Here is a 22,394-nt window from a genome sequence, read left to right on the forward strand (position 1 = left end):
AACCGATGTCGGCGTCTCGCCAAAGATTGGGAGGCGTCCGTCGCCTCCGCCGAAGCCTGGCTCATCATCGCTTCCATCAGGCGCATGACACGCCGTATCGCAAAACTCGAATTATGAGTCGGGCTCTTAAAAAGGTGTTCGGGCGACGCCCGGACGATGGCGAGCGCTGGGCGCTGAATGGGCGCGAGATTACCGGTCCTGGCGAGTTTCAGCGTGCCCACGACGAATACGCGACCGAGATGAAGGCCCTGGGATTGCAACGCGGCGTGTCAGGCAGTGGGCGGAAATACCGCCCGTTCGCGGAAAAGGCCGCTGAGATGGACGAGCAGTGCAAACGGGCGGCGGCGGCAGAGGCGGACGCCGTGAAGGCCAAAGTCGAGGCGGAGAAAGCCGAGCAGGCCCGAGCTGCACAGTGGGCGGACGAGTTCGGCCGGCTGAAGCGCGATCGGCTTGAACTGGAGGAGAGCCAGCGCCTGTTGAAGATCGAGCAGGGCAAGGTTCGGACAGCCATGCTCCGCCAAGAAGTTACGAGGCGGGTACTGACGTCGAAAGAGGCGGATTTGACCAAGCGGTCAGCGCACCTGGCCGCGTCGCACGAGAAAGCCGCCGCCGCGCTGGCTGAAGTCGATCGGATCAGGGCAGAGGCACAACGGGCATGGGCGTCAGTGCTGAAGGTTCGGGCGCATGCCGACACGCTTATGGCCATGGTTGACGATCTGGAAACGGCCCGTCTGATCCAGGCGCGTGACGCTGTGCGGGCTCAGGTCAAATGTGTGGACGACGCGGTGGAGGATGCGGACCTCGATAATCAGTTGGCGCTTTTGGACCGCATCCGGCCACGCGGGCGCTGAACGTCGAGCAGACCTGTCAGACGTTTCAACGACCACTATATCTATCCGGTGCAGATCTGGCCGATCATCGCTGTTGGCGCCGCCGTGTATAGGTTCACGCCGACCAAACGATGGCGGTGGATTGGCCTATGGCTCTTGGCGGCCGTCGTTGCCGTCCTCGGCGCGTGCACGACCAACGTCAGCGACTAGAAGCTGCTGGATTTGGGATAGCTCCCCCCGGATAGTGGGGTTTCGAGCTGCAATATTGCCCAGGCGGCGGACATGCGCAGTAATCTGCGCCGGCGTGGTCTGATTGGGAGCACGGCCAAGCCATTCGACGAAACGGGGATTGGTCAGCAGGCGTGCCGTCAAATTTAGGCCCGCAAATTTCACGCCTGCTGCTGCCACCGTACCCGCAGCAGCGCCGCCAACGCCACCGGCCGCATAGCCGCCGCCGGCACCCAGAACGCCGAATGCTCCGCTCAGAAAGCGGTCATAGTTCGCCACTTGGCCAGACCGCGATCGATTCAAGCTGTTCGCTGTGTCCCGCTTGGCCGTCGCGATATGGATCAGGTCATTGATCGCCTCGGCCCCTTCCCGCCCGAACACCGCTTCACGCGCCGCCGCCGGCATCTTCTGTGCCTGGGTCACGAAGCGGGACGGGGAAAAGTCGTCGTCGACTGTGCGCCGGCCAAGGCTCGCCGCAACCGTCGAAGCCACATCCGCGCGTTCGTCCGGGCTAAGGCCCCGCATGACGCCTGCAAGCCGCTCACGGTCACCACGCTCGCCGGCCAAGGACATGACACGCTGATAGGCCTGCTCGCCCGAATAAGGCCGATCGCGCGGGCCAGTGTAGTGCTGAACAACGTCCTGAATGTACTGCTGTCGCTGCGCATAATAGCGGTCGGCACGACGATACGCGGCGGCGGCACGCGGGTCCGTACGATTCAGTGCGTCGGTGATGTCCGAGGACGCCGCATCGATGATCTGGCTTACACGACGCTCGGCATCGGTCATCGTCAGGTTGCGTGAGCCGATCTCACCGCGCATCGCGGTCCGCATGCTACGGATGGCTGCGATGGACAGAGGACGCGGCGTGTATCGCCCATTAGTGCTGTTCTGCACCACCAGATCGTTGCGCATGTCCTGCAACAGGCTGAGCAGCCCGCGGTTGGCGTTGGGGGTTTCCGACAGCTCAGCAATATTGCGGTCGATGGCATCCAGCGCCGATTGCGATCGCACGGTGGTTGTTGGGGCCATACGTTCCGCATCAGCGTACAGGTGGTTCTTGATCTGCCGCGTGCGGTCGATCATGCGCGCGCCCGCATTTTGTATCGTAAGCCCCATGCTCTCAGGCGTCTGTGCGTTACCGCCGCCGACACGCGTCACGGCGTCCTCCAGCGCCTCGTTCCCCATCCGCAAAGCGTCCTGCACCGGGCCTGCGCCGCCGGGCGATGCTTCCAGATAGGCCAACGCGTTACGGGCGCCGGGCCGCAGATCGGCGGCGGTCATGGGTACGTCTTGGCGCGCACCAGCTTCAGCCAATGCATGGGCTTCCATGCGTGCAGAAGTCGGACCAGGACGGATACGGGCCAGCGCGTCTCCAACGTAAGGGGCGGCTTTCCCGAACGCATAGCCCCCAACGGCACCGAGTCCAGCACCTGCCAATGCACTAGGTGTCCGCTCAAGGATACCGCCCTCCCCCGACCCGAAGCCATATGCGCCGCCGCTCAGCGCACCCACACGGGCAAGGGCAGAAGGCGTGCGAGCGCCGGCACCAAACGGAATGGCCAGGCCTCCGAGCAACTGGCCGCCGATGCGAGCCGTGGAATGGTTCTGCTCGTCACCCGCCATGATCGCGCGATTACGGTCGATGTTGCGGCCCAGTCGGTCGAGAAAACTGCCGTCGCCCCCGCTGCCTGTGAGGGTGTCCGCGACGCCGCCAAGTTCGTCGAGGCCACCAAACGTCGCGGCGTCACCGACGCCTCGCGAAAAGGACCCGAACGCACCGTCACCGGCATCTATCTTTTTCGGTCCGCTCGCACCTTCGACGTCGACAACGATCCCGGGTTCTTCACCGAACCGTGCCTTGTACGCCGCCCGATACCCGTCGCTATGTCGATCGCCACCGAACGCCGCCGCGAGTTGGTCTTCCGCCATGCCGTGTTCGTAGGACGCCTGATCGGGATAGGTGTTGTACGTGCCATCCGGCATCTGGACGGCAATTGATCCGTCGTCGCGGCGCTGAGGCTTCCCAGGCTTCCGGTCGCGCAGACCCAAGGCGTAATCCGTCACGCTGTCTGCGCTAAGGCCTTCGAATGTCTTGCCCTGACGATCAAGCGCGGTCGCGGCCGGGCCGGCGCTGACCTTCAGGCCCTCGATCGCGCGTTGCCGCTGCGCCCGCTTCTGTTCGATCACCTCGGGGCCATCGCCCGGCATCGGGAAGAAAGTGCGATACTGGTTGCTGAATTCGCTTGGGGGGACCGCCGCACCCGACTCATAGCGCAGTGTCGCTGCAATGAAGTCCCGCTGCGCCGCGTCCGCCTTCTGCCGATCAGCGTCGTTAAACCAGGTATTCTCGAGATCCGGGAACGAGTCATGCAGCCACTGGCGCGCCATTCCGCGCGGGGCCACGCCCTCGCCATTATTGGTCGCCTGATAATCGGCATCAGCTCCGCTCGCCCGGTGGTAGAACGTCCCCGCCTTGCCCTGCTCGACGGTCGGCTGTTTGGACGCGGGCGCAAGTCCACGGTTGCGATAGGTATCGAGTTCTGTCTGGTGCTCGGGCTTGATCCGACCGGCCGCCTCGAGCTCCATCAGCTTGACGATGCGGGGATTGGTGACGGGCTGCTGCTGCGGCATACTCAATAATCCAGATCGGAGGTGTCGGTGCGGACGCCGGCAAGCGCGGCACGGTCCAAGGCGCGTTCGTTGAAGCGGGTCTGTGCGCGCCGGTCAGAGCGGGCGCGGTAATATTCCTGCCGACCTTCCGACCGGGCGGCACGAGCATTGTCGACGCGATCGTCTTCGCGCTGCCAATCGAACCGCTTTTCGGCAAGCTGCTGGGAAAGGGCGTCCTTGACGCCCAGTGACTGGGTGATCGCGCCAGCCAGCCCCTCGTCGGATGGGTCGAAATTGTCGATCTCGTCCTGCGTGAAGCCTGCTTGGGTGAGCGCTGCACGGTGCTGGTCGATGATGTCCCGTCGCTTGGCATATGGAACCTGGCGAGCAGCAAACGCGGCGGCGGCAAGGGTGTCAGCCTCAAAGCGGAGTTGCTTGCGCTGGGCTTCCTGCATCGATCCGATCTGTGTCGACAGGCTTCCTGCCAGATCGGGATCCAGGGCATACACGTCAGCGATCGTCTTGTGCTTGACCGGCGCGGTCACAGTTACCTCACCGCTGGGGGCCACGTTGCCCGGTGTGGCAAGTGCGTTCACGTGACGCCCGGCATCGCCAAGACCGACGCCCGCGAGGACGTCGGGGATCATACCACGCGCAGCATTCTGACGGCGGATCGTGTCCTGCTTGTTTTGGAACGTCAGGCGATCTTGCCCCGCCTTCTCCATCGTAGCGGCCCTGGCCGGGTCAACTTCATACAGAGCGTTGAGTGCGTCGCGGTTGTACGGATCACGAGCGAGCGCGTTGGAGGCAGCGGAAGCCCGCCCCTGCTGATACCCCTGCAAAGCAGCACTGCCCATGTCTGTCGGGCGCCCAAGCAGGCTCCAGTCGATCTGGACCATCAGTGCGCCTCGTCGTTGGCGATGCGATCGGCGGCGGCAATGACATCGGGAAGGATGCCTTCGCCCTCCAATACGCCCGACCATTCCGTGATCTGACGGTCAGCAGTTTGCGAGCCTGCTGCTGCAAGCGCCCGAAGGTGCGCAAATGCACGTGCGTAGAAGTTTACCGCCGACTCATCGAGTCCGGAGGCAAGCGCATGTTCAGCTAGAGAATGCAGCGCAGCAATGGCCCTAGTCGTACGCGACAAATCCGATCGTTGCGGGCAATCGGCAGCCATTCCGGCAGACATCGCATCGACTAAGCCCGCGAGCTTTGCCCCGGCTGGACGCCATGATGTCGAATGCGTGTTTAGTGCCAGAAACTGATCGACTTGGCGCTGGCTGCTGAAGAAGGCCTTGCCGTCAATTTGAAGAGGAGCGGGGCACCCAAGCGTTGCGTGATCGGTCATCGGCATCATCCAATGTGTGATGGAGGCCATCAGGCCCGATTGATGCTTTCGACTATGGCGCTAGGTCGCCCATGAAATAGTGGGCGTCAGCCTTTTCACCCACTATTCCGCAGCGAGGCGGCACCCGTAACCCTGGCGGATGCCGAAGCTGAGGAAACGCGCCGTCCCCCGCTATCGCGAGCTGGTGGATTACTGTCAGACGACATTCGATGAGACCGGCACCATGCCGAGCTATTCGACAATAGCCGAGGCATTGCGCTTCCACGATCGAAGCACCGTTCGTCGGACCGTCATGCGCGCTGAAGCCCATGGGTTGTTGCACCGCGCGGGAGAATGGCGGGGCGGGAGAGGCCAGCGCGTTGGACAAAGACTTCGTCTAGGCAGCCGGGATAATGTGACGCTTAGTCTTTCATAAAGGACCGGTGCGACAAGACGTTGCAATGACACCTAGAAGATCAGGCGGCGGCGCCGGCTGCGGGACCGTAATCGTAATCTGCATGGCGCTGGCTTATTGCAGCCATCGGTCATTCCAAACTGACGACACGCCGGCATCGCGACAGGCAATCTCTGCACAGTCTGCCGAGATTGACGGCGAGAGTGCGGGCGGCGCCGCTGCTCAAATTGGAGATGACGACGAAGAGCGAGGCGGTGAGACGTATCCACAGTACGATCAGCGTCGGGACCAGATTGCGACCGGCCTTTATTCCGGCGGGGACGAGTGCACGGAGGATTGCAGCGGTCATGATGCTGGCCGGGAATGGGCGGAGCAACGCGGCATCACTTCCCCGGACGACTGCGGTGGCAAGTCTTGGAGCTTTGAGGAAGGATGCCGATCCTATGCTGAAGAGCAGCAATCCTCTTCCGGTGATGACGCCGAGGCCGGAGAGGAAGGCGGATAAGAGACGAGACCGCGCCAGATCCGAGCCGGCGCGATCTCGACTGCCGTTCGACGCCAACGGCGGTCAACGGACGTAATGCTCTCCAATGGACGAGCGGGGCAGAGCTATCGCTTTAGGCAAGGAGCCGCACAAGTCTCCTCAACGCCTGGTGCTCGCCAGACCGCAGCCCGTGCTTCCATGCGTTACGGTTGCGCTTTGGGGCGCCTGGATTGGCGCCGCCGTGGATGCGGCACCGCCGCTTGCCTCGCATCGCAGGACATTGGCATTCCGTTCCCCGCCGGGTCTTGGCCAAGCAGCGCGGGGCCGATCGCAGCCGCAGCACCGGGTCCGTATGATTGTTCGGCTCGTTTTCCACCTGCCCCTCCACCATGATTGACGACACCGACGACCGCCTGGCCGCCATGATAGACGTGAACGTGCTCGACCCTGACCGTCTGTTCGCCTCCGCGACGCAGCTTGCCGAGCGCCTCAATCTGCGCAGCCATCGTACGGCTCAGCTTCGTTGCCAGCGTCCCGAACTCCGCCATGGATCGTAGATCGCTCGCCTTCTTGGCACGGCGCATCATCTCCATGGACAGGTCGTGCGTGGCGTACATTTGGACCGCCAGCAGGGCTTCCATCTCGTTTGCGGGCTGAGCGGCCGCAACGACAGCCAGTGCAGCGTTGATCGCCTCCTGTGATAGCGGCTCGTTTCGATCCCGAGCTGCGTTCGCGAGCCAGTTTATACAGGCGTGCGAAAAGTCGCCGCTGCGGGTGCCGAACGTATCTGCGATCTGGATGCCGTGACCGACATAGTCGTTGTGAGGACATGCAATTTCCGTGTGGCCGTTGCGGTCACCGACAGCGACTGACGGCCGCACTTCGCGGTCACGGTGTCGGACCATGGCGTTCAGCATGGCCTGGTCTTCGGCTTTGGTCGGTGTCCGCCCCTCTCCGTTCTCCTGGCCTACAGGCTCGGCGTCATCGTTTCTGTCTATAGTCATCGCTACACCCTTCTGTCTTTTGCCTGCGGGTAGTGGCGGGTAGTCGCGGGTAACTTTTCAGCACCCCTATAAGAAGTGTCACACCTGACAGTTTCTACGCGAGGGCTGGGACAATACCCGCAACTACCCGCGACTACCCGCAGAACTTATCCGGCCTTCACCACTTGCCATGCCCGTTGTTTGGCGTGCGGGTCCTGGCTTGCCACCAGTTTGAAGCCTGCAACGACCCTGCCGGCATAGCTGCCAAGGTATCGACCGAGTCGGCGGGTATCGATATTGCCACGGCCGTCGTCCGCCACGTCGTTCAGCGCCTGTCGCAGGTCGTGGTGCAGGAGGTTCTGGAACGGGTCCATTTGCTGCGTCAGGCCCTTGATGCTGGCCGTGGTGTGGATTTTTGATCCGGTCGCCTGGTACCAAGCGCTGAACAAGGCGCTGAGCGCACTGGTGACCGGATCTTCGGCGCGGGCCTTCTCCATGGTCTGCAGGGGGTCAACACAGCCGAGCCAAACCAATGCGGAGCGGACCAGCCGTGACCAGTCTTCGAACGACGCCAGCGCGGGCAGATCATTGGGGCAGCCAGCTACGACATAAGCCCGCACGATGGTGAGCGCGGCCCCGATGTACTTGCCACGGTACTCCATGACCGCAGCGAACGGGTTGCCCGAAAACTGCCGCGTCTCCGGCCGTTCCATGTCGGGGTCGAGCGAACAAAGGACCACGCGGCGGGTCATGTCGCCCACCAATTGGATGTTGTTGCCGGTGGCGAAGCAGCAGGCACGGCTGGGCACCTTGACCAGCTTCGACGTCCCAAGGGGGCGGACGTTGACCATCGGCCGCTCGACGAGCTGACAGAGGAAGTCGCCGCCGAGTTCGCCGTTGACGTTGTCGATCGGGACCAGGGCCTGCCCGGCAAGGATTGCGGAGGTCAGCCGCTTCTCGGTTTCCTCCTCGGTCCGACCCGCCGACATGACGGGTGCCCGTTCGCCGGTGCTGATTGCCGATGCGATGTCGACGATGTAGCTCTTGCCCGACCCCGGTGCGGTAGCGGTCACCGCATGCATCGGGGACACCGCCATCGCACCGCGCACGACAGGCGTGATGAGTGCCGACAACGCGACCGACCGACTGGCCTCATCCACGAAGGGAAATTCAGTCAGCAAGGCGGATAAGGTGCCGAGCGCCTGAACCGCATCCTCACGCGACGGCTTGTCAGGCATGGTGGGAAGCGCAGGCGGGTTGAGCAACACCAGCTGTGTTGCCTCGTCATAACCGGCCGCGCTCAGGATGCTGCCATCAGGCCGCAGCGTGGGTGTGGTGATCACGCCTGCCAGGCGCGGGAACGTCCATTCGCCATCACGGGACAGGATCGTCGTCGCGACGGCGGCAGGCGGATCGGTGGGGACAAACGCCTGCTTGCGGCCGTCGAATTTTTCCCACGCCGCCGCACGGCCGAGATGGTCCAACATGGCACCGTCCTGCACCTCGACAAGCCGGGCGAGGCTCAGGGCCAGGCCGCGGGCATCCTTCACCTCGTCGAGGATGGGCCGCACGATGGACCCGCCGCGAACATAGAAGGGGGCACTGGCCATGATCAGCGCCCGTTCGCCCTTGGTTGCGACATTGTGCATATCACCCGCAGCGATCGCGATCGTCGGCCTGATCGTGCCCGCCACGGTGCTGGACGGCATCAGGGTGGGCGAAGCGTGGATTTTCGCAGCGGCAACGCGCTTCGCGAATGATGAAGCGGTCATTCTGCCGACTCCTGGAGTTCCTCATTGAAGTCCTTGCAGGGCGCGGTCGGATAGATGATCCACACCCCACGCCCTGCCACGGTGAAAGCCGCTGCCGCCCTGTCTGCCGCGCGGCGCCCTTCCGCATCGGCGTCACCTCCGATCACGACGGATCGGGCCTCGTCGGGCAGCCACATACGGTGAAGCATGCTTTCTCCCGGCGCGGCCCATACGGCGGGCGCCCCCATCTGGATGAGGGACAGACCGTCCTCCACGCTGCCGGAGATGACCACGTCGTCGCCGCACAAGGCGGAGAGACGAACCGCGCCGCCCGCCACCAAACCGAGAGAGAACTTCACCTTGCCGTCGCGGCTGGCAGCCTTACGGCCGTCACTGGTGAGGTAGATGCGCTGGATGCCAACCGGCTTGCCGTCTTTCCCGCTGATGATAGCGATCAGTGCTGGCATCGGTGCCGGACCGTTCGCTTCTAGGACGCCGCTGTTCCTCGGCGGCACCAGCATCGCGAACCGCAGGCACGAGGGCAGCGGCATCGTTATGGCACGGTAGCGCAGATAGGCCTCCGCCGGTGTGCTCTCGATCGGTTTGGATCCTTCGATGATCCGCAGCGCCGCCGCCTGGGTATCGGCCTTGGGCTTGCCGTTCGGCTTCGGTTGCGAGACCCGACCGCCTGCCGCCTCGCCGTTGAGGATCGCGATCGCCTCTCGCAGACCGACGTTGTGCAGCCGCCGCACGAAGTCGATGACATCGCCGCGGGCTTCACATCCGCATCCGAAACATTGAAAGCGGCGGTCGTTGGCGAAGATCGTGAAGCTGGGCGTCCCGTCCTCATGGAACGGGCAGCGCGCCGACCACCCCTCCCACGTAGGCTTCAGCTTGACGCCTGCGGCTCGCGCGATTGAAGAAACGGAACAGCGGTTGCGCACATCCGCGATCAAGCGGGTGATTTCCTCATTGGGGCGGGTCATGCTCGGGCCCTCCATGCGGACCTGCCCAGCGTGCCAGTGACGAAGCGGATCTGCTCCCACAGCGGCTGTTCTGCCATCGGCAGCCCCATGTCCTGCGAGATCGTCAGCGCCGCCGCCTGGGCACGCACCTTCGTCGTCGTCGGACACAGCAGCCACGTATAACGCCAGCCGCCGGCATGGCGCTCATAGCCCTCGACGCGCCACTGGCGGGCATTGACCTGCCGCAGCACGACCGCACGCTGGAGCCCCGGCTGGAGCTTGTGCACCGCGGTCATGCCTCACCCCCGATCGATCCGTAGAGGATGTGATCGAGCGATGACCGGCGGCGGTACCGCTGGCGCCAGAACCCTTTTTCCGACGGGAAGGCGTTGAGCGGACGGACAGCCTCCTGATAGCCTGCAACGAGCACGGGCAAGCCGGTCAGCTCGGCGAGCTCCACGGCATCGCCGGCCGCCGCTGCGAAGGACGAGGCGCCCGTCCCGCGCGACTCCAAGGAGCCACGCGGAACCTCCGCGCCCTGAACTACGACGTGCCACTGCTCGGCGTTGAGCTGTTCGATCACGAGCGCGCGGACGATGACGTTGGGGAGGATAGCGACGGTCATGCCACGCCCCCCGCCCGGTGGATCACCGCCGCCGCTTCATCGAGCGCTTCCCGCTCCTGATCGGCGCACCTGGATGCCTTGGCGGCAATGGCCAGGAGCAGCAGCTGCTCCGCGGGGCTGAGCACCAAGCAGTTGCGCACGATCATCTCGGCGACGGGCTCGACGATGTCGCCCCAGAAGCCGTATTCGAGCTCGGCGGGCATCGTCTTGGCCAGGCGCTCAACTCGCTCGAGCAGGTCCGCCATCGCTTCTTCAGCGTTCAACATGCCGCACCCCCGTAAATGAAGGGAGCATTGACGGCCGCTGCCGCACGCGAGATGCCGGCGACCGCGATCAGGCGTTGAACGCGATATTGATCCAGCGTATAGATGTTGTCGTTGCTGTTGACGAAATTCGAGGGCCGCCCCGCCACAGGGCGGCCTTCTTCGTTACCGGGCTTCGGCACCCGAACCGTTGCTGCTGGCATGGTAGATCACGCCGCCTCGACGAGAGCGCGGATGCTCTTCGTCTTGATGAGCGTACGCCGGCCAACCTTCACGGTTTCCAGCTGGCCCGTCGAAATGAGCTGGTAAATCTTGGTCTGACCCAAGCCGAGCGCAGCTCGCGCTCCCCGGATCGTGACAGTCATCTGTTCCACAAACGGTCCTCCTTGTTCGTGACCGTTCGTAATTATTCATATATTTGTTTAGTCGTCGCCTTGATAAGATGGCGTAATATGGATGGGAAATAATTCATTATTTACCTCCCAGACTATGACCATCAATCATCCACAGATGACGCCCAATTTGGATACGACTTACGAAGCCTTTCCCAATGAGAAATTGGAGACGTAGGGTGAAACTTTCTTTCCACCTGCTTTGCCGCGGTTGTAAGATGCATTCCTTTCTTAATCAGAACATGCATCTCGCTGAATAACGGGACATCTTTCTCGGCATATCCTACCCCCTTCGGTCTGCCGGGCTTGCGATTTTCCTGAACCTCTAGCGAAGACTCATTCCCAAAATCGCTTTTTATATCTTTGATGACCGATACATTTTGACCGTTCAGCTGTCTCAGCATCTGCTTGAAATGCAGGAGGTCGAATGGGCGGGGATCGACGGTCAGGCAGGGACCCTTGCCCGTTACAAGTCGATTTAGATCGTCCAAAGAAAAGCGAACGCCAGTAAGCGTCGTTGTGTAAGCAGGATGCTGATCATCCTCAGCAGGCTCAACAAACACGAAAGTACCGCCGCCCCAATCGATGCTGTGCACCTCTGAAGCCCAATCGAAGGAGAAGACAGCACGATCATTCCAGATCGAAAGCGGATCCTTCTCTCGTGGAAATACCCGGCGAATTTGAGTTGCCCGCGCCCGAAGCAGAGGCCGCTGCCCATCATTGTGCAGGAGCCAGTTGAATAATGATAAGGCCGCTGACGTGGCGCTGCTGCCTCGGCTGATCAAAAGTGTCAGCGCATCACCCGCATCGATCCATTCTCCCAAAAGGAGATGAGCCTCTTGGACACGTTCCGCAGCATCAATGCGTGCCGCTTCTGCAGCATCTTCAGCTGCCTCTCTTTCCCATTCGGCAAAATCTTCATCGTGCATCATACCGCTTCAACCCTACTGGTGAATCCACCCCACGCTTCCAGCAGCTCCCGTCGCATGTCGAGGAACTTGGCGCGCTTGTACGCGCGGATCACCTTGTCCGGCACGACGTGGGCAAGCGCAGCTTCGGCAACTGCATCGGGCACCTCGGGCATCTTCTCGGCTGCCCAGTCCCGGAACGAGCTGCGGAACCCGTGCACGGTATAGGCGTGCCCTGCGTCCCGCAGGGCCTTACTCAACGTCATATCGGAAAGCTGCTCACCTTTACGGTTGGGGAAGACGAGGTCGTCGGGCTTGTGCCCACCGTCCTCGAAGATCTGCTTCAGCAGCGCGACCGCTGGCTTGCTCAGCGTGACGGTATGTGCGGTCCTGGCCTTCATCACCTCGGGCGGTCGATGCCACTCCGCCTTGTCCAGATCGAAGTGCTTTCGCCGTGCCGACCGAACCTCACCCGAGCGAGCGGCCGTCAGGATCGTCAGCAATAACGCCTGACGCCCCTTAGTCGGCGCCCCTGCGTTTAGCTGCGCCACGACGGCTGGCACCTGGTCATATGGCATAGCGGCATAATTCCCGCCCTGCGCCTGCTTGGCCAGGCCGACGGTCACCGACTTGCGCGGCGCCTCACTCTTTCGCCACCCCTTCGACTTGGCGAAGTCCAGCACCTTGCTGATACGGAAACGCACCTTCCGCGCCATGTCCGGCTTGGCGGTCCAGATGGGCGCCACCGCGTCACGGATATGTTCGGCATCAATCTGATCTACGCGCATGCCGGCTAACGAGGGATAGGCATGGTTGGTGAGTGAGGCGAGGAACACGGTCGCCGTCTTATCTGACCAGCCGCTCTTCAGCGCCTCATGCGTCGCCTTCGCAGCTTCCGCGAAGGTTGGGACCTTGCGCCGTTCGCGGTCGCGCTCAGCGATGGGGTCCAACCCGGACTTTGCGGCCGTGCGCAACAAGCCAGCCTTCTCCCGCGCCTCACCAAGCGTCAGGACCTTCTTATGCAGGATCGGGATAACGATCGGAGGAGGGGCGCCACGATCTGATCCGACGCGACTGGACGTGTCGACCGAGCCAAGACCAATATCCCGCCGCTGCCCATCGACCTGTACGCGCAGCAGCCAGGACTTACCGCCAGTTGGCTTGACGAGCAGGTACAGGCCATCACCGTCAGCATGGCGTCCTGGCTTGGCGTTCTTGACTGACAGGGCTGTCAGTTTTCCCATGATCCTCCCTCACCCGTTCCCTCACTATATCGTGGCTTATAGCGAAGGTCTACGAACAAGTACGGAACAAATGGCCGTTATTTGTTCTCATCGTAAGAGACGTAGCGGTCGATGACGATTGGTAGCGGTGGAATAGTTAGATACCTGTAAGCGGCACCACTCCCGGTCAAAACCGGGCACCATGGATATGGCGGCATCGCTGTCCCACACGACGGCGCTTTCTAGCGCCGCTTTGCTGCATTGGATGCCGATAGCATGGTTATCCACGCGGACGGTGTCGATCACCAACCGGACATAGGCTTTTTGCAGCACCGGGTCTCCGCCCCTTAGCTGTTCGATGATCAGCTTGCCGAACTTGGCGAACGAAAAAGTCGCGAATTGAATGATCATCATGGCGGCGCCGCTGCACTTGGTCGATCCTTATATTTACCCCACGTTATCCCTGAGCACCGTTTCGCTATCGAATAAGAAAGAATTTTATAATTTATTGATAAAATACATTCCCGGACGCACTATCATTTTTTCTTTTACTCAAGCTGTTACCACACGCCCCTTACGCGGCTCAGCGACGGCAATTGTCTCTAATAAACCATGATGGTGTAACAGACAGCCTATCCTTATCGATAAAGCATCTTGCAAAGCGAGCTCGAACGCACCGAAGTCATACAAGACAATTGATAGCCAAACAGGTGGACAGACCAACAAAGACATTCATCGGCAATCCGATCCTGACAAAATCGGAAAAGCGATAATCGGCTGCTGCATAGACCATCATATTCGTCTGATACCCGACGGGCGTCGCGAAACTGGCCGACGCCGCAAACATCACGGCGATGATGAGCGCGCGGGGATCTTGCCCGGTCGCCTGCGCCAGCCCGATGGCGACCGGCGTCATGATGACGGCAACCGCGTTGTTCGTGACGGTTTCGGTCAGGGCGGAGGTCAGGAAATACAGGACGAGGATCACCCCGAGTGGCGACAGGGTCGCCAGCCATGGAGAGATGGCACCGACGATCAGATCGACGGTCCCGATCGCCTCCAGCGCGCTGCCGATGCCGAGCATCGCAAAGATGAGGACCAACACACTGCCGTCGATCGATCGCCATGCCTCTTCGGCATCGACGCACCGGGTCACGAGGACGATACCGACGCCGATCATGCCCAGCAGCGCGGTAGGCAGGATGCCGAGCGCAGCCAGCCCGATCACGCCGACCAGCACGCCGATCGCAATGGGTGCGCGCTGCCGACGGAAGCGGCGAATATGGCTGGTATCCTCCGCGATCAGATTGGTGTTGGCGCGCAATTCGGCCATGGCGGTAGCATCGGCCGCGACCAGCAGGCTGTCGGCCGCCCGCAGCCTGACGCTGGCAAGGTCGGGGCCTGGCAGATGCCGCGCCCGACCGATCCCCAGAACGCGTGCCGGCAGGTTGGACAGAAAGGGAATATCGCGCAACTCGCGGCCCAGCGCCGGATGCGTCGGGCCGATCGTCAGGCCGATGAGTTGCACATCCTCGGAACGCGCTCCGTCGGACAGGCGGATGGGACGCCCCACATTCTGAAGACCGACCATAAAGATTTCGCTTCGCGCCAGATCGTCGAGTTCGTCGGCCGTCGCGCTGACGATCAACCGGTCGCTGGGCAGCAGCACCATGTCCGGGTCGGGGTTGCGATCGACCCGCGATCCGCGCCGGACGGCGATCAGGCGTACCGCGTCACGCCGCAGGAACGACAGGTCGGCCATGCGCAGACTTTGGGATGGTGCGTCCGGCAGCAGCGCGATCTCGGTGAGATAGGGGAGCTGGTGCCGGTCGGCGATGGCATTGTCGGGTCGGGCGGGCAGCAACCGGGGACCGAGGATCAGCATCGTCGCCACACCCGCCGCCATGGTCACCAGTCCAACGGTGGTTATCTCGAAAATGCCGAATCCCGGCTGCCCGTTCGCGCGCGCCACGCCGTCGACCAGCAGGTTGGTCGAGGTCCCGACCAGGGTCAGCGTGCCACCCAGGATCGAGAGGTACGAAAGCGGGATCAGCAGCCGGGTCGCCGGAATGCCGACGGTCCGGGCCAGCCGCCGGACCAGCGGGATCAGCACCATGACGACCGGCGTATTGTTGATGAAGGCTGGCGCGATGGCCGCACCGGTCAGCATTTCGGCCACGGTTCGCCGGGGCGCGTGGCCCGCTCGCCGAACGATGACGCTGGCGAGAGCTTCGATCGTGCCGGTCCGCACCAACGCGCCCGACAGGATGAAGAACGCCGCGATGGTGATCGGTGCCGAATTGGCGAAGGCGGCGGTGACGAGGGGCGGCGTCAGCCAACCCAGCGCGATCATCAGCGCGGCCCCCGCCACCGCAATCGTGACAGGCGGAAAGCGTTCGAGCGCGAAGGCGACGAACAGGGCGACGACGAATAGCAGCCCCAGCACCGCACGATGCGCGTCGATGGCCGCCATCCAGTCGATCATGCCGGGCCATCCGTGTCCTGCCCTGGTGCGGGCGCGACCTCGAGGATCACGTCGCCAGCTTCAAGACGGCTCGCCTCCGGTTCCCAGAAGCCGATCATCGTTCCGCCGCGATAGATGCGATGGCCAAGCCCTGTCGTGATCGCGCGCAACGGGATGCCGATCTCCTCCGCCGTGACGCACCGCTCACGCAGCGCGACACGGCCATCGGTCGCCGCCAGATCGGCCATGTAATCGGCCAGGTGAACGCCGTGCGTCGACCCGGCGAGGAGCAGTCCGGCAAAGCTCGCCGGGTTGATGACGGTATCGGCGCCGGCCTGCCGGGCGATGGCTTCGTTGTCGAGCGACCGGATCACCACGCTGATCGGCAATGTAGGTGCGATGCGACGCGCCGTCAGGACGATCAGGATCGAGGTGTCGTCGCGCCCCGCCGCCACGATCAGCGCGCGGGCCGTACCGACCCGAACCGCCTGTAACGCCGCGTCGCGCGTGGCATTGCCTTCCATGACGGCGACGTCGAGCGCTTCGGCGTTGCGCAGGGCGGCGGGGCTTTCGTCGATGACGACGATCGTGTCCGGGTGTGCGCCCCGGCGGATCAGTTCGCTGGCCGCTTCCGATCCGCTGTTGCCGAAGCCCGCGATCACGACATGGTCGCGCAACTGGCGCTGGATCACCGACATGCGCCACCGTCCCCACACGCGCTTGAGCAGAAAGTCATAGGCGGTCCCCAGGAAGATGAGCCACACGAACAACCGGATCGGGGTGACGACAAAGGTGTCGAACATCCGCGATTGCTGAGTGACCGGCACGATATCGCCATAGCCGACGGTCGTGACCGTGATCATGGTGAAGTAGAGAATATCCGCAAAGGTGACCGGCTCACCCGACGATTGACGCAGCCCTTCACGGTCGAACCAGTGGACGGCCAGTGCGACCCCGATCAGCGCCAGTGCCAGCAGCGCGCGCCACGACAGCGCCAACCAGACCGGCGTACGGCTCCGGCGGTAGAGATGGTAATCCGGTGTCCGACGGCTGATATCCACGGGGCGAGCGTCAGCTGTTCGCGGTCGAGGCGGGGGTTTCCCGCTTGGGCGCCTCGAACGTTGCCCAGTCGTCCTCCCCACCCGGCCGCGGTGGCGGACCGGCGATACCGACCGGTTCGTTGGCGGCGCCCGTTCGCGCCCGATGCAGATGGACCTTGGCGATCATGTTGGCCGAGATCGGCGCGGTGATGAACAGGAACAGCGAGATCAGCAATTCATGCGCGGTCCAGATGCCGAGCCGTGTCTGGAAATAGACCACGGAAGCGATCAGCAGCGCGCCGAGCCCCAGGGTGGTCGCCTTGGTCGGGCCGTGCAGCCGCTCCATCGTCGTGGGCAGGCGGACCAGCCCCCAACTGCCGATCAGCGCGAACCCCGCCCCCAGCAGCAGCAGGGCGACGATGACGATATCGGCGATGACGCTCATTCCACGATGTCCCCGCGCAGGATGAACTTGCAATAGGCGATGGTGCTGACGAACCCGACCATGGCCAGCAGCAGCGCAGCCTCGAAATAGGTGTCGTTGCCGCCGATCATGCCGATCAGCACGATCAGGGCGATGGCGTTGATGACCATCGTGTCGAGCGCGACGATCCGGTCGCCGAGCGCCGGTCCGCGCAGCAGCCGCCAGAGGTTCAGCAGCAGGGCGAGCGCGATGCAGCCTGCGGCGATGTGGAGCGCAAGGGCGATCATACGAAGATCCGTTGCAGGCGCGCCTGGTAGCGCGTCTTGATCCGGGCCACCTCCGCGGCGTCATCGGCGACATCGAGCGCGTGGACCAGCAGGTAACGGCCATCCGCCGACACATCGGATGACACGGTGCCCGGCGTCAGGCTGATCGTGCCGGCCAGCATCGTGATCGCCTCCGGCGTGGTCAGCTCGATGGGCACGATCAACCAGCGGGCGCGCAGATCGCGATTGCGCCGGAACAGGATCAGCCACGCGACCTGGAAATTGGCGACGACGATGTCGAAGACCACGATCGCCAGATAGGCCAGGAAAGCACGACCAAAGCGCATCCGGGGGCGGTCGGGCCAGAATGGCTGGGTGAATTTCGGCAGGATCAGCGCGAAGATACCGCCCAGCACGATGCCGCCCACCGTGATGCTGTTCGCCATCAGCAGCCAGACGATCAGCAGCATCGCCGACAGCGCGGGATGGGGCAGCAGCCGCTTCATCGCGTCGCCCCCAACATCGCCGCGACATAGCGTTCGGGCGCCATGATCTGCGCCGCCGTCGCACGCGTCTGCGCCGTCACCCAACCGGCCGTGACGGTCAGCCCCGCCAGCAGGGCGAGAAGAACAACCGGGGCCACGAACTCGGCGCGGGACCGGCTTGCGCCTGCAATGGCGGCGGTGGCTGGCGGGGCTTCCTTCCAGAACAGGGTCGAGCCGCCGCGCGAAAAGCCGATGACGCCAACCAGGGTCGTCACGAGGATCGTCGTCCAGACCGCTTGCCAACCCGGCAGGGCAAAGCTGGCATCGAGGATCAGCAGCTTGCCGACGAAACCCGCCAATGGCGGCAGCCCGACCGCTGCGATCGCCGCGATCAGGTATAGCAGCCCCGCACCATCCTGCCCGGCGAAGCGCGGGCTGGGGACGATCGCATCGGCATATTGGCCCCGCCGCCGCATCGTCACATCGGCGACAAGAAACAGCGCCGCCCCGGCCAGCGTCGCCTGTATCTGATAATAGAGCGCGGCGGCCAATGTCGCCTCCCGCCAGAACGATACCGCCATCAGCAGCGTACCGGTCGACCCCAGCACCGCGAACGCCGCCTGTTCGCGCATACCGCGCGCCACCAACACCCCGACAAAGCCAAGGATCGCCCCGAGCAGCGCCGCCGGGAGCAGATAGGGCGCGGGCACCCACGCCGCCGCACCAGCCTTTGCCCCGAAGATCAGCGGCACGGTACGGATCATCGCATAGACGCCGACCTTGGTCATGATCGCGAACAGCGCCGCGACCACCGGCATCGTCGCGGCATAGGTGCGTGGCAACCACAGATGGATGGGCACCACCGCCGCCTTCAGCGCGAACACCGTCAGCAACAACAGACCGGCAACGCGCAGCAGCCCCTGATCCCCCGCACCCAGTGCCGCGACCTTCACCGCCAGGTCCGCCATGTTGAGCGTGCCCGTCAGGCCGTAGAGCAGCCCGAGCGCGATCAGGAACAGCGCCGACCCGACGATATTGACCACGACATAGGCCACGCCCGCCTTCAGCCGCAGCGCGCCCTGCCCGTGCAGCATCAAGCCATAGGACGCGATCAGCAGCACTTCGAAGAAGACGAACAGGTTGAACAGGTCGCCGGTCAGGAACGCGCCGTTCAGTCCCATCAGCTGGAAATGGAACAGCGGATGGAAATGCCAGCCCCGCTGGTCCGCGCCGGTGGCGACGGCATGGGCCAGCACGACGATCCCCAGCACGGCGGCCAGCATCAGCATCGTCGCGGCCAGCCGGTCGAGCATCAGGACGATGCCGAACGGCGCAGGCCATGCACCCAATGCATAGCTGCGGATCGCATCGTCCTGCGCCATCACGAACAGCGCGATGCTCGCGACCAGCATCGCGATCCCCCCGCCCAGCGACACGGCCAGCGCAAGGGGGCGATGACGTCGCATCAGCATCATGGCGACCGGCGCGGTCACGGCTGGCAGGACAACCGGGGCAACGAGCAGATGGTCGGCGAGCGTCATGCCTCACCCTCCATTTCCGGTTCGGCCAGCCCGTCGACCTGATCCGATCCGCTCTCCAGGAAGCTGCGCAGCGACAGGATGACCGTCAGCGCGGTCATGCCGAAGGTGATGACGATCGCGGTCAGGACCAGCGCCTGTGGCAGGGGATCGGCATGGTCGGCCACCCCCTTGGCATAGAGCGGCGGGCGATCAACGATCAGCCGCCCGATCGCGAACAGGAACAGGTTGACCGCATAGGACAGCAAGGTCAGCCCCAGCACGACCTGAAACGTCCGTCCGCGCAAGGAAAGGTAGATGCCACCAGCGACCAGTACGCCTATGGCGGACGCGACCAGAAACTCCAGGCTCATGCCGCGTCCTCGCCATCATGCTTGGCCGCCCGCTGCGCGACATGGGCGAGCTGTTCCAGCGCCATCATCACCGCGCCCACGACAACGCAGGCGACGCCCAGATCGAACAGCATCGCCGTCGCCAGTTCGAACTCGCCGATCAACGGCAGATGGACATAGCCGAAGCTGCTCGTCAGGAACGGCGCGCCGAACACCAGCGAGCCGAGCCCCGTCGCCACGGCGATCAGCACGCCGAACCCGATCAGCTGATGCTCGCCGATCCGTCGCCGGACATCGGTCCAGTCGAAGCCGGACGCCAGATATTGCAGCAGGATCGCAATGGAGAAGATCAGCGCCGCGATGAAGCCGCCGCCCGGCTGATTATGCCCGCGCAGGAGGATGTAGATGCCGACCAGCAGTGCCAGCGGCAGGAGCAGCCGGGTTGCCATGACGAACATCATCGGGTGACGCTCGGGCGAGAAACGATCCCCCGACCGCCATTCGCGCAGTCGTCGCCCCGCAACACCGTGCGCCGCGGGTTCGAGCAGGGCGAAGATGGCAAGGCCCGCAATGCCCAGCACGGTGATCTCACCCAAGGTGTCGAACGCGCGGAAGTCGACCAGCGTGACGTTGACGACATTGGTGCCGCCCCCGCCCGAATAGCTGTTGTCCCAGTGGAAGCGCGAAATCCCCTCACGCACCGGCCGCGTCATGATGGCCCAGGCAAGCCAGCCGGTGCCCAGCCCGCCCGCCACGGCAATCACGCCGTCGCGCACTCGTCGCGGTATCTTCGACAGGCGAGGCGGGTTGCCCGGCAAAAGGTGCAGCGCCAGCAGCATCAGCAGGATCGTCACCACCTCGACCGAAATCTGGGTGAGCGCGAGATCGGGGGCGGAGAGGTGGATGAACGCCAGCGCGATGACGAGGCCGATGACACTGATGAAAATCAGCGCCAGATACCGCCGCCGGTCGACCGCGACCACTGCCAAAGTCGCGATGACCAGCGCGGCCCAGGCGACGATGGCCAGCAGCGACGCAGGCGTGGTCGGCCGCTCCCCGGCCGCGATGCCGGACCGGAACGCGGCGTCGCTGCCAAGCGCCAGCGCGACGACGAACAACACCATCAGATAGCGTTGCAGCGACGCGACATGGATCACGCCGGACACACGGCGCAGCCCCTCGACGATCGCCGTCAGGCTTCGGTCGAACAGATGCTTGGCGTCGGGCGTCGGGATACGGGCAACGGTTTTGGCCACCGCCGGATACCCCCACAGGACCAGGATCGCGACCGCGACCGCGCCCACGCTCATCAGCAGCGCCGGATTGACGCCATGCCACAGTGCCAGATGCAGTTCGGGCGCTGCGCCGCCCGTCACCGCAGCGCTGGCAGCGGCCACCAGCGGCCCCGCCAGCGTCATCGGCAACAGTCCGAGCGCCAGCGCGACGGCCCCCAATATCGCGGGTGGCCCGAGCAGCATGGCCCCCGGATCGTGGGGGGCCGCGACATCGCCGGTCCGCCGCGCGCCGAAATGCAGCGCCACCGCATAGCGCAGCGAATAGGCCGCCGACAGCATCGCCGCGATGGTCGCGAGCACCGGCACCAGCAAGGCCTGTCCCGCCCATACGGTATGCGCGCTCTGCTCCAGCATCATCTCCTTGGAAATGAACCCGCCGAGCGGCGGCAACCCTGCCATCGCGGCGGCGGCGAGCACGCCGAGCGTCGCGGTCAGCGGCATGATCGCCGCCAGACCGCCCAGCCGCCGCATGTCGCGCGTGCCCGTCTCATGGTCGACGATGCCCGCGTGCATGAACAGCGTCGCCTTGAAGGCCGCGTGGTTGAGGATGTGAAAGACCGCCGCCGTCACCGCCGCGCCCGTTCCGAAGCCGAGCAGCATCACCATCAGCCCCAATTGGCTGATCGTCGAATAGGCGAGGATCGCCTTCAGATCGTGGCGAAACAGCGCGACGCCCGCGCCGAACACCATGGTGACCAAGCCGATCGACGCGACGATGCCGAACCACAGATCGGTTCCCGCCAGCACCGGCCAGAGCCGTGCGAGCAGGAACACACCCGCCTTCACCATCGTCGCGGAATGGAGATAGGCGCTGACCGGGGTCGGCGCGGCCATCGCGTGCGGCAGCCAGAAGTGGAACGGGAACTGCGCCGACTTGGTGAAGGCCCCCGCCAGGATCAGGATCAGGATCGCGGGATAGAGCGGCGAGGCCTGCACCAGATCGGCGCGTGCCAGGATCGTCGCCAGATCATAGCTGCCCGCCGCCTTGCCCAGCAGCATCATGCCCGCGATCAAGGCCAGACCGCCCCCGCCGGTGATGGTCAGCGCCATCCGCGCGCCCTGCCGTGCGTCGGCACGGTCGCGCCAGAAACCGATCAGCAGGAAGGACGCCAGGCTGGTCAGCTCCCAGAACACCAGCATCAGCAGCACGTTGCTCGACAAGGCGATCCCGACCATCGCGCCCTGGAACAGCATCAGGAACGACAGGAACCGCGCCGTCGGCTCGTTCTTCGCCAGATAGCCTTGCGCATACACGATCACGAGCAGTCCGATGCCGAGAATCAACCCCGCAAACAGCAACGCCAGCGGGTCGAGCCATAGGCTGAAATCGAGACCGAGTGTCGGCAGCCATGCCATGCTTATCGTGGGCGTCTGGCCGGACAGCACCGCATTCGCTTGCGACAGCAGAACGGCCAAGCCGCCCGCACTGGCGGTCGCGGCGATCAGCATATGGACCTGCCGCGACGATTGCCGAGTCGCCATCAACAGGATGACCGCAATGAACGGCATGGAGATGAGGGTCAGCAACGCCAAGCGCATGTCC

General features: G+C 63.9%; 25 protein-coding genes and 1 pseudogene. 4 read left to right on the plus strand and 22 right to left on the minus strand.

Annotated elements, in window-relative coordinates; genetic code table 11:
* Both BSZ14_RS19390 and BSZ14_RS14820 read left to right on the plus strand, forming a co-directional pair.
* Positions 1-117, plus strand: a pseudogene (locus tag BSZ14_RS19390) (IS5/IS1182 family transposase); the annotation flags it as partial.
* Positions 114-851, plus strand: a complete 738-nt coding sequence (locus tag BSZ14_RS14820) for a hypothetical protein (RefSeq protein WP_076711502.1) — start codon at positions 114-116, stop codon at positions 849-851. The pseudogene BSZ14_RS19390 and the gene BSZ14_RS14820, both read left to right, overlap by 4 nt.
* Before the next feature lie 126 nt (positions 852-977).
* On the opposite strand, the gene BSZ14_RS14825 is transcribed toward BSZ14_RS14820, so the two are convergent.
* From BSZ14_RS14825 to BSZ14_RS14835, 3 genes are read right to left on the minus strand one after another with little or no spacing between them, the layout of a single operon-like run.
* Positions 978-3,692 (minus strand): hypothetical protein, encoded by a 2,715-nt coding sequence (locus BSZ14_RS14825; RefSeq protein ID WP_076711503.1) that lies wholly within the window; start codon positions 3,690-3,692, stop codon positions 978-980.
* A 2-nt stretch (positions 3,693-3,694) separates the two neighbouring features.
* Entirely contained in the window at positions 3,695-4,570 is an 876-nt protein-coding gene (locus BSZ14_RS14830) for a hypothetical protein (RefSeq protein ID WP_139330466.1), read from the minus strand.
* The gene (locus BSZ14_RS14835) at positions 4,570-5,028 is read right to left on the minus strand and encodes a hypothetical protein (protein ID WP_076711505.1); all 459 of its coding nucleotides are present in this window, start codon (positions 5,026-5,028) and stop codon (positions 4,570-4,572) included. Before BSZ14_RS14835 ends, BSZ14_RS14830 begins: the two co-directional genes overlap by 1 nt.
* 488 nt (positions 5,029-5,516) lie before the next feature.
* On the opposite strand from BSZ14_RS14835, the gene BSZ14_RS19395 reads away from it, so the two are divergent.
* Positions 5,517-5,918 (plus strand): hypothetical protein, encoded by a 402-nt coding sequence (locus BSZ14_RS19395; protein WP_139330468.1) that lies wholly within the window; start codon positions 5,517-5,519, stop codon positions 5,916-5,918.
* 112 nt (positions 5,919-6,030) lie between these two features.
* Here the strand turns inward: BSZ14_RS19395 and BSZ14_RS20340 are convergent, their stop codons facing one another.
* From BSZ14_RS20340 to BSZ14_RS14890, 11 genes are all read right to left on the minus strand, one after another.
* Positions 6,031-6,321 carry an HGGxSTG domain-containing protein gene (locus BSZ14_RS20340; RefSeq protein ID WP_445190549.1) on the minus strand — a complete coding sequence of 97 codons (291 nt, stop codon included), beginning with the start codon at positions 6,319-6,321 and terminating at the stop codon, positions 6,031-6,033.
* A 726-nt stretch (positions 6,322-7,047) separates the two neighbouring features.
* Positions 7,048-8,652 (minus strand): hypothetical protein, encoded by a 1,605-nt coding sequence (locus tag BSZ14_RS14850; protein ID WP_139330470.1) that lies wholly within the window; start codon positions 8,650-8,652, stop codon positions 7,048-7,050.
* Complete coding sequence (locus tag BSZ14_RS14855) at positions 8,649-9,617, minus strand: DUF7146 domain-containing protein (protein WP_083748280.1); 969 nt, start codon at positions 9,615-9,617, stop codon at positions 8,649-8,651. Before BSZ14_RS14855 ends, BSZ14_RS14850 begins: the two co-directional genes overlap by 4 nt.
* Positions 9,614-9,892 (minus strand): hypothetical protein, encoded by a 279-nt coding sequence (locus BSZ14_RS14860; RefSeq protein WP_076711507.1) that lies wholly within the window; start codon positions 9,890-9,892, stop codon positions 9,614-9,616. The genes BSZ14_RS14855 and BSZ14_RS14860 overlap by 4 nt, the downstream gene beginning before the upstream one ends.
* Complete coding sequence (locus BSZ14_RS14865) at positions 9,889-10,221, minus strand: hypothetical protein (protein WP_076711508.1); 333 nt, start codon at positions 10,219-10,221, stop codon at positions 9,889-9,891. The genes BSZ14_RS14860 and BSZ14_RS14865 overlap by 4 nt, the downstream gene beginning before the upstream one ends.
* A complete protein-coding gene (locus tag BSZ14_RS14870) occupies positions 10,218-10,487 on the minus strand; it encodes a hypothetical protein (protein WP_076711509.1) in 270 nt (89 codons plus the stop codon). The genes BSZ14_RS14865 and BSZ14_RS14870 overlap by 4 nt, the downstream gene beginning before the upstream one ends.
* Entirely contained in the window at positions 10,481-10,666 is a 186-nt protein-coding gene (locus tag BSZ14_RS19400; RefSeq protein WP_158069218.1) for a hypothetical protein, read from the minus strand. The genes BSZ14_RS14870 and BSZ14_RS19400 overlap by 7 nt, the downstream gene beginning before the upstream one ends.
* A 27-nt stretch (positions 10,667-10,693) precedes the next feature.
* Complete coding sequence (locus BSZ14_RS14875; RefSeq protein ID WP_076711527.1) at positions 10,694-10,849, minus strand: helix-turn-helix domain-containing protein; 156 nt, start codon at positions 10,847-10,849, stop codon at positions 10,694-10,696.
* 131 nt (positions 10,850-10,980) lie between these two features.
* A complete protein-coding gene (locus tag BSZ14_RS19405; protein WP_139330474.1) occupies positions 10,981-11,808 on the minus strand; it encodes a hypothetical protein in 828 nt (275 codons plus the stop codon).
* Entirely contained in the window at positions 11,805-13,028 is a 1,224-nt protein-coding gene (locus tag BSZ14_RS14885; RefSeq protein WP_076711511.1) for a tyrosine-type recombinase/integrase, read from the minus strand. The genes BSZ14_RS19405 and BSZ14_RS14885 overlap by 4 nt, the downstream gene beginning before the upstream one ends.
* An 87-nt stretch (positions 13,029-13,115) precedes the next feature.
* Positions 13,116-13,421: a hypothetical protein gene (locus BSZ14_RS14890; RefSeq protein WP_076711512.1), complete on the minus strand. Its 306-nt coding sequence runs from the start codon at positions 13,419-13,421 to the stop codon at positions 13,116-13,118.
* On the opposite strand from BSZ14_RS14890, the gene BSZ14_RS19410 reads away from it, so the two are divergent.
* Entirely contained in the window at positions 13,420-13,623 is a 204-nt protein-coding gene (locus BSZ14_RS19410) for a hypothetical protein (protein ID WP_139330476.1), read from the plus strand. The genes BSZ14_RS14890 and BSZ14_RS19410 overlap by 2 nt on opposite strands.
* A gap of 66 nt (positions 13,624-13,689) precedes the next feature.
* Here the strand turns inward: BSZ14_RS19410 and BSZ14_RS14895 are convergent, their stop codons facing one another.
* Genes BSZ14_RS14895 through BSZ14_RS14930 form a run of 8 tightly spaced genes read right to left on the minus strand, consistent with a single transcriptional unit; the run spans position 13,690 to position 22,390 of the window.
* Positions 13,690-15,492 (minus strand): SLC13 family permease, encoded by a 1,803-nt coding sequence (locus BSZ14_RS14895; protein WP_083748279.1) that lies wholly within the window; start codon positions 15,490-15,492, stop codon positions 13,690-13,692.
* Positions 15,489-16,532, minus strand: coding sequence for a potassium channel family protein (locus tag BSZ14_RS14900; protein WP_076711513.1), 1,044 nt, complete (start codon positions 16,530-16,532; stop codon positions 15,489-15,491). The genes BSZ14_RS14895 and BSZ14_RS14900 overlap by 4 nt, the downstream gene beginning before the upstream one ends.
* 10 nt (positions 16,533-16,542) lie before the next feature.
* The gene (locus tag BSZ14_RS14905) at positions 16,543-16,956 is read right to left on the minus strand and encodes a Na+/H+ antiporter subunit G (RefSeq protein WP_076711514.1); all 414 of its coding nucleotides are present in this window, start codon (positions 16,954-16,956) and stop codon (positions 16,543-16,545) included.
* Positions 16,953-17,222, minus strand: coding sequence for a K+/H+ antiporter subunit F (locus tag BSZ14_RS14910; RefSeq protein ID WP_042488545.1), 270 nt, complete (start codon positions 17,220-17,222; stop codon positions 16,953-16,955). Before BSZ14_RS14910 ends, BSZ14_RS14905 begins: the two co-directional genes overlap by 4 nt.
* A complete protein-coding gene (locus BSZ14_RS14915; protein ID WP_076711515.1) occupies positions 17,219-17,707 on the minus strand; it encodes a Na+/H+ antiporter subunit E in 489 nt (162 codons plus the stop codon). The genes BSZ14_RS14910 and BSZ14_RS14915 overlap by 4 nt, the downstream gene beginning before the upstream one ends.
* Complete coding sequence (locus BSZ14_RS14920) at positions 17,704-19,227, minus strand: monovalent cation/H+ antiporter subunit D (RefSeq protein ID WP_076711516.1); 1,524 nt, start codon at positions 19,225-19,227, stop codon at positions 17,704-17,706. Before BSZ14_RS14920 ends, BSZ14_RS14915 begins: the two co-directional genes overlap by 4 nt.
* On the minus strand, positions 19,224-19,577 hold the full coding sequence (locus tag BSZ14_RS14925) for a Na+/H+ antiporter subunit C (RefSeq protein WP_198930528.1): 354 nt from the start codon (positions 19,575-19,577) through the stop codon (positions 19,224-19,226). Before BSZ14_RS14925 ends, BSZ14_RS14920 begins: the two co-directional genes overlap by 4 nt.
* The gene (locus tag BSZ14_RS14930; protein WP_076711517.1) at positions 19,574-22,390 is read right to left on the minus strand and encodes a monovalent cation/H+ antiporter subunit A; all 2,817 of its coding nucleotides are present in this window, start codon (positions 22,388-22,390) and stop codon (positions 19,574-19,576) included. Before BSZ14_RS14930 ends, BSZ14_RS14925 begins: the two co-directional genes overlap by 4 nt.
* Positions 22,391-22,394 lie beyond the last annotated feature (4 nt).

This window comes from Sphingomonas sp. Sph1(2015) (assembly GCF_001970915.1).
GTDB classification, from domain to species: domain Bacteria; phylum Pseudomonadota; class Alphaproteobacteria; order Sphingomonadales; family Sphingomonadaceae; genus Sphingomonas; species Sphingomonas parapaucimobilis.